General features: G+C 42.6%; 12 protein-coding genes. 6 read left to right on the forward strand and 6 right to left on the reverse strand.

The window, feature by feature from the left end; genetic code table 11:
- Positions 1 to 86: 86 nt before the first annotated feature.
- Positions 87 to 1,352, forward strand: coding sequence for an HD-GYP domain-containing protein (locus ACED60_RS10425; RefSeq protein ID WP_371727462.1), 1,266 nt, complete (start codon positions 87 to 89; stop codon positions 1,350 to 1,352).
- 155 nt (positions 1,353 to 1,507) lie between these two features.
- Here the strand turns inward: ACED60_RS10425 and ACED60_RS10430 are convergent, their stop codons facing one another.
- The 5 genes from ACED60_RS10430 to ACED60_RS10450 form a co-directional block, all read right to left on the reverse strand.
- A complete protein-coding gene (locus ACED60_RS10430; protein ID WP_371727463.1) occupies positions 1,508 to 2,227 on the reverse strand; it encodes a DsbA family protein in 720 nt (239 codons plus the stop codon).
- A gap of 123 nt (positions 2,228 to 2,350) precedes the next feature.
- A complete protein-coding gene (locus tag ACED60_RS10435; protein WP_017096655.1) occupies positions 2,351 to 2,920 on the reverse strand; it encodes a protein disulfide oxidoreductase in 570 nt (189 codons plus the stop codon).
- 3 nt (positions 2,921 to 2,923) lie between these two features.
- On the reverse strand, positions 2,924 to 4,987 hold the full coding sequence (locus ACED60_RS10440; RefSeq protein WP_371727510.1) for a protein-disulfide reductase DsbD family protein: 2,064 nt from the start codon (positions 4,985 to 4,987) through the stop codon (positions 2,924 to 2,926).
- A 95-nt stretch (positions 4,988 to 5,082) separates the two neighbouring features.
- On the reverse strand, positions 5,083 to 5,559 hold the full coding sequence (locus ACED60_RS10445; protein WP_371727464.1) for a hypothetical protein: 477 nt from the start codon (positions 5,557 to 5,559) through the stop codon (positions 5,083 to 5,085).
- A gap of 328 nt (positions 5,560 to 5,887) precedes the next feature.
- The gene (locus ACED60_RS10450) at positions 5,888 to 6,136 is read right to left on the reverse strand and encodes a hypothetical protein (protein ID WP_009844760.1); all 249 of its coding nucleotides are present in this window, start codon (positions 6,134 to 6,136) and stop codon (positions 5,888 to 5,890) included.
- A 252-nt stretch (positions 6,137 to 6,388) separates the two neighbouring features.
- Between ACED60_RS10450 and ACED60_RS10455 the strand changes: the two genes are divergently transcribed.
- Positions 6,389 to 7,993, forward strand: coding sequence for a mechanosensitive ion channel family protein (locus ACED60_RS10455; RefSeq protein ID WP_371727465.1), 1,605 nt, complete (start codon positions 6,389 to 6,391; stop codon positions 7,991 to 7,993).
- 363 nt (positions 7,994 to 8,356) lie between these two features.
- Complete coding sequence (locus tag ACED60_RS10460; protein WP_371727466.1) at positions 8,357 to 9,190, forward strand: RecX family transcriptional regulator; 834 nt, start codon at positions 8,357 to 8,359, stop codon at positions 9,188 to 9,190.
- A 110-nt stretch (positions 9,191 to 9,300) separates the two neighbouring features.
- Here ACED60_RS10460 and ACED60_RS10465 read toward each other — a convergent pair whose 3' ends face one another.
- Complete coding sequence (locus tag ACED60_RS10465; RefSeq protein ID WP_371727467.1) at positions 9,301 to 10,095, reverse strand: response regulator transcription factor; 795 nt, start codon at positions 10,093 to 10,095, stop codon at positions 9,301 to 9,303.
- Positions 10,096 to 10,399: 304 nt separating this feature from the next.
- Between ACED60_RS10465 and ACED60_RS10470 the strand changes: the two genes are divergently transcribed.
- From ACED60_RS10470 to ACED60_RS10480, 3 genes are all read left to right on the forward strand, one after another.
- On the forward strand, positions 10,400 to 11,272 hold the full coding sequence (locus ACED60_RS10470; protein ID WP_371703128.1) for a DUF3187 family protein: 873 nt from the start codon (positions 10,400 to 10,402) through the stop codon (positions 11,270 to 11,272).
- A gap of 155 nt (positions 11,273 to 11,427) precedes the next feature.
- Positions 11,428 to 12,468, forward strand: coding sequence for a hypothetical protein (locus ACED60_RS10475; RefSeq protein ID WP_009844765.1), 1,041 nt, complete (start codon positions 11,428 to 11,430; stop codon positions 12,466 to 12,468).
- Positions 12,469 to 12,648: 180 nt separating this feature from the next.
- Complete coding sequence (locus ACED60_RS10480; protein ID WP_029222827.1) at positions 12,649 to 12,960, forward strand: hypothetical protein; 312 nt, start codon at positions 12,649 to 12,651, stop codon at positions 12,958 to 12,960.
- Positions 12,961 to 13,032 lie beyond the last annotated feature (72 nt).

Consider the following 13,032-nt stretch of genomic DNA (forward strand, 5'->3'; position numbering starts at 1 on the left):
ATAATAATTGCGGGTATGATCGTTAGTCCTGCATTAGTATTAGCAGTCTAACTATATAAAATATATAAAAATACTAGGCTTAAGTAATGAATCAACATTGCCAAGAGGTAACCGTAGACCTAAGAAAGGCTCTATTTGGTATTGCTAAGGCGCTTGATAACGTCGGTTTTGAAAGCAAAAACCATGGACAGAGGGTGGGTTACATCGCGTATCGATGTGCTCTGAGCGTGGGGTGGGAAGAGGAGCAGGCACAGCTCGCATTTTCGTTAGGGCTAATTCACGACTGCGGAGTGTCGCAAATAGACGAGCAACGTCGACTGAATTCGGGGTTTGTTCCCGACTCGACTTATTACCATTGTCAAAAGGGCTACCAAATTTTAAAGGAGTGCCCTGTTCTTTCTATATTCGCTAAGCCAGTTCTTTATCATCATACCCCTTGGTTAGATCTAAAGACTATGAATATCAGTGAATTAGAAAAGGAACTGGCTGCAGTTGTGATGCTTGCTGACAGAGTTGACTATCTATATGGCATAACAGCTTCTGATCGTTATGGGAACCTAACCCCAGACGGTAAAGCGAGCATTATTGGACGTTTGACTGAGCAAGCGGATGAGATGTTCGAAACCAATCTTGTACAGCACATGTGTGAGTTGGTTGATCTGGATGATTTTTGGTTCTCGATGGAGACCCCTTACATCGAGAATATGAGAGATAACTTTGAACCTGTGCCCTTTTTCTCTCAGCAAATGTCGCTGGATGAGACAGTCGCCTTTGCCGAGTTTATTGCTAATGTCGTTGATACGAAAAGCTCGTTCACTTTCAGGCACTCGTTGAAGGTAGGGCAACTTTCTGAATATCTAGCTAAACAACTTGGTTATTCACACACAACGCAGAGAAAGCTCTATTTAGCTGGTTTAGTTCACGATATTGGCAAACTGCAAACCCCTGGTGACATTCTTCATAAGCCAGATTTGCTCACTGACGAAGAATACTGTTGTATTAAACGCCATGCGACAGATACTCGATTCGCGCTGCAGGAGCTGTTTAGTTCGCCTCAGGTGTGTCAGTGGGCTTCCGACCACCATGAAAGGTTAGATGGTTCAGGCTATCCGATGGGTAAAACGGCTGAAGATTTAGATCAACCTAGTAGAATTGTTGCTGTAGTCGATGTATTTCAAGCATTAACCCAGTCTCGCCCTTATCGTAAAGGTATGACACTGGAAGAAACTCTAGCGATATTAACGGACCAAGTTGATAGTTATAAGTTGGATCGAGAAGTGTTTGAATGCCTTAGAAAGCACGCAGAGTACTGTTTTGAACTATCGACGGACAAAAGAATGTACGCGTTTTAACTTTGGTCGTTTTTAGGATTCAACTCACCTTTAAATCTAGATTTAAGGTAAATGAAATATCTACTTTATTCAAACAATGAAAAAGCCGACTGTGGGTTGCGCGAGTCGGCTTTTATTCACTTCTCTTTCGAGTCTTTATCTCTATCTACGCACGATTAAAAAGCGTCATCCACGATATCTTTAAGTCGGTCGTAAGGCACATATCCTGGTAAAACATCTCCGTTCATCATCATGGTTGGAGTGCCCGTTAAGCCGAGTGCACTGAAGGTTTGGTGGTTAGTGGTTAGAACCTGGTTTTGTTCTTGAGTTGTTTTTAGTTCCGCCTCTGTTCCCGTCTTCTTGGCAACGGCTTCTAGTGAGCTTTTCGAGTGAATACCGCTTTTCGCCATTAGCAATCTATCAACTTCAGGGAATGCTTCTGGATTATCTTTCCATACTTTCATCGCGTATAGAGCTGCATTGGTATCAAGGCCATCTACTTGTTGCTGCTTAAATGACAAGTACACATTGATGATTTTGATATCACTATTTTCAGAAGCTAATTTCACTAAGCCTTTCTCTAAGCGTTTACAGAAAGGGCAGTTGTAGTCAGTGAAGTTAACGATGACTGATTTTCCGTCAGGGTTGCCCGTGATTGGGTGAGTGTCATTGTTATACAACCAATCGTGACTCTTCGCTTGAGCTTTCTTTGCTTGCGCTTGGCCTGCTACATACTGCTCTAAACTGGTATGCAGCCCTGAAATCGTAGAAGGGTTTTCCTTCAGGAACTGGTTAATTTCTTCGAGTTGCTGGGTTTGTTCTGTGCTTAACTCAGCGAAGGCACTTGTACTCATTAGTGAGCCTAAAATCAGTGTGCTAATCAGATGTTTTTTCATGTTGTTTATTCTCTAATTCTTGATAATCGTGAGCGCGTTTTGGGTCGCGCTCACGGTATTATTGTTTGTTAAATTGGCTTTAATCGGTTCATTTGCTCTGCTCTGTTTTTCTTAGTGAGCGAGTTATGCAAAGTAGGTTCTTAACCACAGGCCGATAGGGGAAGTAACGCCGGTTGCGATACTGCTAATCTTTCCATCTTTGATGATGACAATACTTGGCGTGACATTGACTCCCCAACTTCTGCTGATCGATCCAGAGAGATCATTGATAACAGGGAAGTCATACTCTTTGGCGTCTAAGAAGCGCTGAACACGTTCGTCTGGGCCAGATGAAAGTGCGACAGAAACTACTTGATGGGAGTCGCTGAAGCTATTAACCGTCGGGCTCACCAATTTGCACGCGCTACACCAAGTCGCCCAAAAATAGACAATAACGGGCTTACCGCTTTTGCTTAGCTCGATAACATCAATATCCTCACCTTGGATCGACTGACCCACGATTGGAATCGCGTCTCCTTGAGGCATGCTTCTGCTGTGGTAAAAATCCATCGCAAACGAAACCACGCCTACGATCAGTATCATTGAAACGAGTTCCTTTCCCCACTTCTTAAGACGGCTTGGCTTTTTGGTTTCAGCCTTTATAGCGTTATCTTCAGCAGAGCTAGGCTTTTGTTCATTGTTGGGCGTCTTCATCAATTATCTCGCAGCGTCGATGGCTTGAATAACAGTGTCACTGTCTAGAATCACGGGCAATGGAATACCATTTTTGTAGCTCGGGCCATAAACGATATTAAATGGCACACCAAATCGCCCATTACTTTGTAAGTATTGAGTGACACTTTCACTTGGTGTTGTCCAATCGCCTTTCATCAAAACAATGTCTTCTTGTTGCAAGTGGCTGTAGACAGGGTCTTGAAGAATGACGCCAATTTTGTTGGCTTTACAGGTGATACACCATTCAGCAGTCACGTCGACAAAGACTGTTTTTCCTTGCTCGACCAACTGAGGGATTTGTTTCGCATCCAGTTTCTGCCAATCAAGGTTATCGACAATTGGCGTTGCCCAGTTATCAGCAGTAACACTACCGACGATCAATGCAGCACCAAATACCAAGGTTGTGGTTGCCATGATAGGAATCAGTACCTTGCGTCCTAATTTCATGCCAATCCAAATTAACACTGAAACGACGATAAACAGTGACAACAAGATGGTTGGGAACTTGCCAACGAATGGGCTCAGCAGGCTTGTTAACCACAGACTGGTGATGAACATCATTAAGCCGAATACCAACTTAACTTTGAACATCCACGCGCCCGGTTTTGGTAGCAATTTAGTTAGGCTTGGGAATAACGCGAAGATCAACCAAGGTGCGCTCATACCAATGCCGAGTGCGATAAAGATAGCCCACAACTCTTGGTAACTTGCGCCCAGAGCATAAGCCACTGCAGTTCCTAGGAATGGAGCACTGCAAGGCGTTGCCAATAGTGTCGCAAACATGCCTTGGATGAAGTGACCTGAATGTGAGTCGTCGCCTTTGGTTGCCATCCAAGTGTTCAAGCCTGATGGAAGCCTGAATTCGAATAGACCGAGCAGGTTAACTGAGAACAGTAGGGTAATGATCAGCATGAACCCGATGAACCAAACATTTTGGAACTGGATTCCCCAACCAATCGCATTGCCACCCATTTTCAGAACGGTCATGCCTAGAGCTAGTAGCGAAAACGAAGTGATAACCCCCGCAGCAGACGCTAGGAATGAGAGTCGGATGTGGCGATTTGAAGCACCTTGGTTCTGAATGATGCTGTTTAGTTTCATTCCTAATACGGGTAGAACACACGGCATGATGTTGAGGATTAAACCGCCCACTAACGCAAAACCAAGCATGACTAGAAAGCTGTTGTTGCTTGTTTGGTAAGCTATCGGGTCTGACCCAACTTGCGCGGTCATCTCTTCTGCAAAGTTAGTATCTGAAACGGTAATACTCACTGTGCGATCCGTTAAGTCGACCTCGCCGATCCAGTTACTCACATCGAATACTGCGGTCATTGTATTGTCTGTGATGTGGACGGTTGGTGGAGAGAAGAAGTCATCAAGCACTTCTTGCCCATCAATCAATACCATCGGTTTATCCCAGCCTTCCTTACTTGTTAGCTGAGTCACCAGTTGTTGTTTACTTTTATCCCAGAACAGGCCGTTCACTGAAGTGCGGTTAGCTTCTCGTGGAGATTGGCTCATGCCTTGATTGAACAAGAACATCGCTTCTTCATCGAGCTCTAATGTTTGCGGATCAATCGGCAATTCGATGTCGTAATCGGTTAACACACAGATATTGGTGCACGACGGAAAGGTGAACGACGCCTTGAACAGTGCTGGCTTCGTGTTGTCTTTCAGTGTCAACGTAACGGGAAAGCTGACGTGTTTTTTGTAGCCTAACGTCATCACGTCGAGTTGTTCGTAGTACTTAGGGATCGGCCAATGCCACTCTACCGACTCTATGTTTGTTGAACCAGACCAGTCCCAACTTGGCGGGATACCACCTTCGCCGGGGCTACGCCAATAGGTTTTCCAATCGCCGTCGAGAACGACAGCCAGTACGGTTTGAATCTTAGAACCGTCGTCCGATTGTTCACCCGTCGACATCATTCGCATCTTGACTGGTGGATGTTCAGGCACGCTGAGCCAGCCCGTCGTCTGTGCCAAAGCAGTAAATGACGTCATAACCAAAAGGGCAGTGACTAGCGTTTTCGCGCATGTACGCATGCAGAATGCCAACGAATCGACAAACTTAGTTAGTAGTGTGTTGTACACAAATGTATCTCCAAAAAATAAATAAAAGGGTGTAGTAGCCCGGTTATTTACTCTCTAAATATACAGTGCTTTAGATGTAAGCGGTGTTTTGTAGGTCGAGAAGAGCGATGGTTATCTCTAGACAATCTCGATATGTGCGGTGATAGGCTGTACGCAACAGCAATAAACAGGATAAAAGGAATCAGCCAACCTGTTTTAGGTGTCGCGAAGGTGAGCATTTTGGAGCTTAGGCTGCACGCGCTAGAGTTTGGCGCTGACAGAGTTTTAGAAGCTTCTGAACCAAAAACGCTGGCATAGAGCTCAGACATTTTATCGAAAGATGCGCCGATTGCTTGTGGATGGCTAGTTTCTGCGCCGACAAGTATTGATTGTCCAATTAGGGAAGCTGAAGTGGTTACTTTGTTTGTAGAAAGCGCACTCGCCAGACAGATTACGATAACCAGTCCGGTAAGGAACAGCGCCCAAAGCGAATGCTTTTGTCGGCGGTTCTGTTGAGATAAGAAAAGTAATGGTGTATTCAGCAAATCAGTCAGTAGTCGAATCAGTTAGTCGTTAGTCGCTCAAGCGAGCTTGTTGAATTGTGGCTAGCTTAAATAAGTTCTCTTCGAGTCACAAGTCATGAAATTGTTAAAGTGAAACGATGCATAAACGCGATATACCGTAGATACACGATGCATAAACAACAACTCACGCGAATACGACATTGAGTTCTAGATAAAGTTCACAACAACTGGAAGTTATCGCTAATTTATCCTGTATAGAATGCTCTATTCATCATGAGGAGATACAAAAAAGCCCAACAGATCGCAGATGGACATATTGGGCTTTAACCATTGGTGCTATTGGAAAGATTTAGTGAGAACGGCGAGGACCGTTGCGCACAAGGTCTTTACCATTTTCAAAGATTTCTTTAGTGATCCAGCGAGCGAGTAAAACCTTGTGACTGCTGTTGAATACTGCAACGAAATGACGACCATCAGAATTATTGGTGGCCATACCTACGCCTTCAACGTCTTCAAGACCTAAGCCCCCTGCTTCTACTGAAATTAGGAATTGCTCTAGCTCTTCTAGAGACTCAATAACATCAAGTTCGTTGTTCATTTTTATGCTCTTTTGCTGTGAGCCAACATAGGATTTAAGGCGATTTAGTACATGCACCTAAATGACGATATTGGCTGTTGTTCTTTGTTGGTTGCGTACTCTACAGGTCATAAGAGGGGATTGGAACTCTCAAATATTAGATACAGGCTGATAATTTGCAAAGTTTTAACACAACATACGTTTAAATGCTTGTTATCCATCTTCTTTTTACTACTATTTATAGGGTCAATTTAGACAATAATAGGAATTAGTATGATGAAGGTTTGGCGTTGTCTATTGTTAATGTTGGCGTTTGTCGCATTTGGAAGTTTTGCGCAAAGCGTCGATAAAATAGCAGAAGTACAAGACCAGCTAATGCTGGACCTCACTACATTAGAAACAGCGCACGATGCTGAAAAGCCGTTTCTAGAAGACATATTGCGAAGAAAGAACCAAGCACTACGCAAAGAGATATCCTCCCAATTATCATCTGATAAGAAGCAAGGCTTAGACGCTGTTCTTGCCCAGCAAGTAGAGCTTTTACAGCATTTACTGTCATTGAACGAAGTTAAAATTGTCTCTATGAGCAAAGACAACCGTTCGGCTGAAGGGGATGCAAAAAAGCGTCTTGAATTGTTGATTCAAAAACGTATCGGAATGATGGATGACTACTATCAGCAACTTTCTAAGACCTTAAGTTGGTCAAAAGATCGAGGCGTTGATGTATCGGCTGCGGAAAGTCAGTTAAAAACCGCACTAGTTTCTCGTTCGCAATATCTGACAAATGCGATTCTCTACACAGACACGCAGCGTCAAGATTTAGAGCGCCGTTTGTCTTTTGTGAGTGAAGAAGAAAAGGCGACGATAAAAACTGAATTAATACGTTTCAGAGAACGAACCAGCGTTATGGTTGCCAGCTTAGAGAAAAGTATCTCCATGATGGTGCCATTTGGTGTGGATGTCACCTCGTACAAGCGTATTCTATTAGCGACCACCGGCGACATTAACGCTGATGTATTGGATGTTGATGTTGCACTGGAGTTGTTGGATGGTTGGCTTCGTTCATTCAGTTCATGGGCTTTTGAAAATACCCCTTCATTTATCGTTAAACTCGCGCTTTTCCTCGGTATTTTGTATGTAACTCGCCTTATTGCTAATGTGGCTCGTAAAACCGTTCGTAAGAGTGTTTCGCACTCTAAAATGGACTTCAGTGTATTGATGCAGGACTTCTTTGTATCAATTGCATCTAAAGCGGTCGTGTTTGTTGGTTTGCTGATCGCCCTGTCTCAAATAGGGATTGAGCTAGCACCACTATTAACGGGTTTCGGTGTTGCGGGTGTCATCATTGGTTTTGCATTGCAAGATACGCTGTCTAACTTTGCATCGGGCTTGATGATCTTGATCTACCGTCCGTACGATGTTGGCGACATGGTCAAAGTCGCTGGTGTTCAAGGCACTGTAAAAGACATGAGCTTAGTATCGACAACCGTTCAAACCATCGATAACCAACGCTTGGTGATCCCAAACAACAAGATCTGGGGTGACGTGATCAACAACATCACAGCAGAGCGTGTGAGACGTGTTGATATGGTTTTTGGTATCGGTTACTCAGATGATATCGATAAAGCAAAATCGGTATTGAACGACATCATTCTTGCTCACCCTCTAGTGTTGAAAAAACCAGAGCATATGATCAAGCTTCACACCTTGAATACGTCTTCAGTTGATTTTGTTGTAAGACCTTGGGTTAAGACAGATGACTACTGGGAAGTGTATTGGGATGTGACGGAAACCGTGAAGAAACGCTTCGATGAAGAAGGCATCACGATTCCATTCCCTCAACGAGATGTACATGTTTACAATTACGAAGAGAACTAATCCGGAAAAAGGCTAGTACGAGAATAGCTAATACGGAGAGAACTAAGTACGGCTTAAGGTCGATCTCTTCTTAATGTGATATCAAATGGACGCTGAATAAGCGTCCATTTTTATTGGCTGCCAGTTTATACCAATCACAGTAAGTAAGTGATCAGAAATAGCGCAGGAAAAAGGCTTGAGAACAAGGCAGAAATTTTTGATAAGTAGTTATTCTACAATCAAAAGTTCTAACGCCGTTATCGAGCGTTTTAACCAGCTAGGGTGAACAGTTATTATTATATTGAGCTTCACTCTTTTAGGTAATTCAACCACCTTAGAATTACGTTATGATGGGGTAGGCTTAGTTTGGACAGTTGAAAGCGAATGGATGATTCACAGAAAAAAACGAATGGTAGAAATACAACGGTAAGAAAAGCGACGCGAATTGAAAGTGTTATGAACTCTGCGATGTGGCATTTAACTCAGCGAGATATGACGGAAAGTGAGCTGATTGCAAAGCTGAAAGTGAAAACCGACAATCAAGAATGGATCGATGAAACTTTGGGTACCCTGAAAGGCTTTGGGTATCTCAAGTCTGACCAAGTGTTTGCTGAACAATTTGTGGAACAAGCATTCTCGGGTGAATTTGGTTCTCGATATATTGTCGAAAAGCTGAAAAAGAAGGGCCTGACGGACTCAGTGATTTCTGATGCTATCCATAAGGTGTCTTTCGAAAAGTCTATTGATGAACAAACTATCTTGATAGACCGAATCAACCATTACTACACAAGCTTTACCATGAGTCGTGAAAAGCTGGTTGCGACGCTGCAAAAGCGTGGTTTTAGCTATCAACAAGTTAAGGTAGCGATTGACCAGCACCCACAAGCGCATGAACTGAAGAGTAATATTCAAATTAAGGCAGAGAAAGCCGATTTGGAAAAAGAAGTGCTTAAGTATGCTCGTAAAGGCAAAGGCTTGACTGCTATTCAGCAAGAGCTTAGACAGCGACAAATAGACACGAGCGAATTGCCACAATTGGTCGATCGGTTAATTAACGAAGAGCAACTGGATTTTTACTCTTCGTGTTTAGAACAACTACAAAAGAAATCTTATGACCTCAACGATCACAAAGAGCGCTCAAAAGCTTACGCTATGCTAAGTCGAAAAGGCTTTTCGTCGGATGAAATTAAATTTGCTCTGAGTGAAGGTAACGAGTAGCCAGTGTCCTTAAACCAAGAAATATAGAGCTTTCATAAATACAGACCCTTCAGATATAAATAGCTGAAGGTCATCGAACACAGAATGATTTACAGGGTTAATAGATTGTTTTAACGCGTTGTGTGCAGGTTTTCTGTAATACCTAACCCATTACGCAACGCGAACTGAAGGAGGTCATTGTGGTTGTTCAAATCGAGCAACCCAAGCATTCTGTACTTATGCGATTCTATAGTTCGAGAGCTTAGATGGAGCTGTTCCGCACACTCTTTTGCACTTAGGCCTTGAGCAATAAGTGCCAACACTTTGGTCTGCTTCTTGGTGAGTAAGAGTAATTTGTCACTGTCATCTTCTAGCCGATTCTCATTTTGCTTTAATGTTCTGGCTAGTGTTGAGTGCTGCCAATAACAGAGCCAAAGCTCACAGACTAATTTTAAGCGCTGGATGTCTTCGAGATCGAAAGTGGTATCGTTGTCGTGAAAGTTAGTAAAAGACAGTGCTCCCCAGCGTTGGTTAAAGAGTTGCAAAGGAATGATGCAGTGCCATCGCCCCCCTTCTTTGTATAACTGCTTTAATACGTAATTCTGAGTGTTCTCGAGGTCGTCTTTCGAAAACGCGAGATAAGTTTTTTTGGTCTTTAGCAGCTTTAGATAATCAAGATAGTTACCACCAATGAGACTCTGTTTATTAACCGGAGGTATGTTCGCTTTCGATACTGAACAAGTCTTTCCGTCTTCCAGTAAGACCATTGAGTTAGGGTAGAGTGTTAAACGATCCATCCCAAACCAATCGAGTACGTCAAAGCTCGCTTCTGACCAAGTAGCTTGAAAACACTTAGGATCGCTATTGATGAGAGTCGTTGATTGCTTCATCAACAATTGTTCAAAATTTAGGTTAGTAGCCGACATACCTTTCCTCTATCAATATATTCATCAGGTTAATATCCCGAAGACTATGCGTTCGTAAAGCACAGTGCAAGATAAGATGTTTACATTTTCGAGAGGTTCTAATTTTCGTTTTTTTATAACTCTTTAATCTAAATGTTAGGATGATAAGCGGTAGATCTACTGCATTAATTGAACGGTGTTTTTTAATAAAATCGGGCATTTATACAACCGAGTAAACACTGTGATAAGTTTAAGGGCGTTACTGAGTATTTCAGTCTCGATACTGACTTTTTTTCATCCTATTGCAAGCGCGAACGCATCCCCAATGTTTGTCTATGCGCAGTCACCTATTCATTCAAATGTGCTTTCAACACAACTTCGTTCTGCTCAGCCCAAAAGGGTGGGGACTATTGAGTTCAAGTCCTCTTATACCCAAGCCAGTATATGGGCACACACGAGTGCGTATTCGCTCGACTATTATCAAAACCAGTCAAATATTGCGATTGAGTGGCAAGCATCTCCAATTTGGAAAACCGAGCTGGATTATCGAGTTGTGACTGCAAAAGATAATGGTTTAGACAGTTTTGTGATGGGTTTTCACGATCTGTTTGGTATTGGACAAAATGGCCGTGATGAAGTGGCTGAAGATCAGTTCACCATGGATTTTAATCATGCAGGGGTTCATGTGTCTGATTTTGAGGGGGATGATTTAACCAATGCGCTGACTTTTTACAATGAGCTTCTGTTGCATTCTAGAGGGCCGATGTCGCTCTCTGCTGGTGGCTCTTTATTTTACAACAACGTAAAAAGTGGCCGGTTTGCCAGAACTAGCTTCGAACAAGGCGTCCAACTTAACTACAGCTTTATCACCTTAAGGCATAACTTTTTTTCAACGGTAGGTTTGGTTCACCGTAACGGTGATGACTACTTAGTTAGTTTAGAGGGGTTCAGTGCAAGTTGGGCATTAGGGTATGAGTATATGTTTAATGCTCGGCACAGTTTGTTAGTTGAGTCTTTAAATTATCAAGGGTGGGCAACGGATGAACCAGATTTCTCAGAGCCGTCTAATGAAGTGGTGCTCGGTTATAGGTACCGATTCAATAGGTTTAGTTTAGAAGCCTTGATGACAGAGAATATTCGCAATATGGATAACAGCACTGATATTGGGTTTACGATTGGGTTGCGCTTCTCAATATAAAAGTAATATCAACATATCATTATGTAATTAAATTCATCGCAACGATAAAATTCCAGTAGTTTTACGGTATATCCACAACACAAATTTTTGAACAATAGCGCTACTCCAAAAGGCCGGACTAACAAGGCCGAATCAATATATAGGTAGTGGTTATTATGAAAAAGACATTAGTAGCACTTGCGATTGCAAGCATTTCAAGTTCAGCTTTCGCGGTAAATACAAGCAGCCAAAACAGCCAAAATGAAGACATGTTCGCATTTGATTCAATGCATAAAGATCAATTCTCAGTATCTGGTGCTATGGGTGTTGGCGGTTACTACGACACTGGTTCTAAAGCATTCTACGATGACTGGGCTACAGGCCTAACACTTGCAGTAAACTACCGTAACAACCGTATTGTTGGTTACTTCGAAACAGACTTGATGGTGAACTACACAACAGACAATAACGTTTCAGCGAATGATTCAGTTAACTACAAGTGGACAAATGGCATCGATACTGGCCCTGCTGCTGATGTAGACAAAGCTTGGCTTGGTTTTGACACTGGTTTCGGTATCGCTTCATTCGGTTGGGAAAATGATACAGCACTAGATAAAGTTGACGGTGCTGGTGATAACACTTACGAGTTTGGCGCTTCTGCTGGTGATGCTTCTGACGGCTTCAATGTTGTTAAGTTCCAGGGTGCAACAAGCGGTATCGCTTACGGTATCTCTTACTTCGAAACGAAAGATTCTCGTAACAATGATAAGTTCGACAAAGGTGTGAACGGCTACATCGGTCTAGAGCAAGAAGTATTCAACCTATACGCAGGTTACGAAAACCGTGATTACGAAGCTAATTACGAAGTTTACACGGTAACTGGTAACGTAAAAATTGGTGACCTAACACTAGGTATGAACTCTTGGATTGATGACGCAGATTCTGAGAAAGACACGGGTTACTACGTTTCAGGTGGTTACGCGGTTTCTGAAGACCTAACAATTGCAGCTGGTTACGCCTCTAACAGCAATGAACTTGATGGCCAAGCGGACGTAGATGCTTCTTACATCAACATCGCGGCAATGTACCGTATTGCAGACAACGCTGACATGGGTATTGATATCAAACAAGATATTGATGGTGCACGCATGGGTTCAACTAGCGCACAGTACGACGAAGAAACACACGTATTCGCAGCAGCTTACTACTACTTCTAAGCTCTTAATAGCTTAATAGCTTAATAGCTTTGAGAGCTTAAGAACTTTAAATCTGATTGCTATGGTGTGTCGCATGCCCGGTCGTTACACCATGTTCTCTTCGTTTTGCCGTTTAAGTATCCAACCGATATGTGGTTTGGCACTCAGTGTTATGAGTGGAATGATAATCTGGAGAATGTAATGGTTAAGAGCATTACTGCCAAGGGTGTTATTTACGGAAATGACACTCTGTTTACATGTAAACCGAATCGAAATGGATTATTTGAATTGGCGCGTAAACATGGAAGAGTTGCAGGTACTCGCCCGCAAGATCTCAAGAACAAGGTTTATGCTGAATCTCTTGATGAAGCTTGGAATTTACTCAAAACAGAAAAGTTTTATATTGTTTTGACAGGGCAGATATGTGGTATTCATAGGAAATCACTAAGAAGCCTTGATTCTGTCGACATTATTTTTGATGTTCAATCTCGTTTAAATTGTGTCACTGTGTAGGGTCGATGCTGTAAATAAAAAGGACGATTAAATATCGTCCTTTTTTTCGTTTGAGTTTTTTGGTTCAACCTT

The organism is Vibrio sp. 1F279 (assembly GCF_041439815.1).
GTDB classification, from domain to species: domain Bacteria; phylum Pseudomonadota; class Gammaproteobacteria; order Enterobacterales; family Vibrionaceae; genus Vibrio; species Vibrio tasmaniensis_A.